The organism is Blastomonas sp. UPD001, assembly GCF_003426715.1.
Lineage (GTDB): Bacteria > Pseudomonadota > Alphaproteobacteria > Sphingomonadales > Sphingomonadaceae > Blastomonas.
In genome coordinates this window covers 1-964 of sequence record NZ_QKVT01000119.1, presented here as the reverse complement: position 1 = coordinate 964, position 964 = coordinate 1, and the positions used below count along the sequence as shown (strand labels likewise).

Below are 964 nucleotides of genomic sequence, written 5' to 3'. Positions count from 1 at the left end.
CGCGTCGGGCGCAGGCCGTTGGGGCAGCCCTCGCGCATCCTGACGCTGGCGACGCAATATGAGGTGCCGGGGCTCGATGGGGTGCAGCTGACGCTCAACGTCACGCATCGCGGCACCCGCGCCGCCGATACGCGCAACCTCGTCTTCCTGCCCGCGCGGACGATCATCGATGCCGGGGTGCGCTGGCGCTTCGATCTGGGCGACAATCCGGCGCTGCTGCGCGTGACGATGCTCAATGTCGCCAACACCTATGACCTCGCTTTGGTCGGCAGCGGCAGCTATCAGGTCAACGCCCCGCGCCAGGTCACGATGTTCCTCACGGTCGATTTCTGACCGCCAGGCCGAGCAGTTCCTCGCGCAGCGCGATCGCGTCGCCGAGCGGGATCGCCTGGATCGTGACCGCGCCTGATCGCCCCGCAACCCCGATCGCGACATCAGCCAAACCGATGAAGCGGCTGACGAAGCTCTGCTTGATGTCGACACTCTGCACGCGGCGCAGCGGCAGCAATGTCAGCGTCTGGTTCCAGAAGCCGGTGCGGACATAGAGCTGCTGCCCCAGCAGCGCATAGCGGTGCGCGCGCCAGTACAGCCAGCTGAACAGCGGGACCAGAGGCAGCGCGAGATAGGCGAGTGCGATCCAGGGGCTGGCAAAATAGGCCGAGATGCCGAGGCCGAGGATCGGCACCGGCAGCGCGAAGACCAAAGGCACCCACCACATCGCCGGATCGACCCCGCGCATCGACGGATAGTCGGTGTCCCACGCGATGCGCGTCTCGCCCAGCACATGGCGCAACTCGTCTGCGGTGGCGAACGGTGCGATGCTGTGGTCGCTTTCCTTCTCACTGTCGCTGGCGAGGCTCTGCACCTTGAGCTCGTACCAGCCGAAGCGGCGGCGGATCGGGCCGGTGGCGATGACGGCGGCCTGGATGCGGTGCAGCGGCATGACGACATCGGTCAGCGTCAG

At 67.0% G+C, this 964-nt stretch carries 1 protein-coding gene and 1 pseudogene; one reads left to right on the top strand and one right to left on the bottom strand.

The genetic code is table 11. From position 1 onward, the window contains the following. Positions 1-333 (top strand): annotated as a pseudogene (locus tag DM995_RS19420) (TonB-dependent receptor); the annotation flags it as partial. Here the strand turns inward: DM995_RS19420 and DM995_RS19415 are convergent. Next, positions 317-964: PH domain-containing protein (locus DM995_RS19415; RefSeq protein WP_157973357.1), on the bottom strand; the 648-nt coding region annotated here is incomplete at its 5' end. The pseudogene DM995_RS19420 and the gene DM995_RS19415 sit on opposite strands and share 17 nt — an antisense overlap.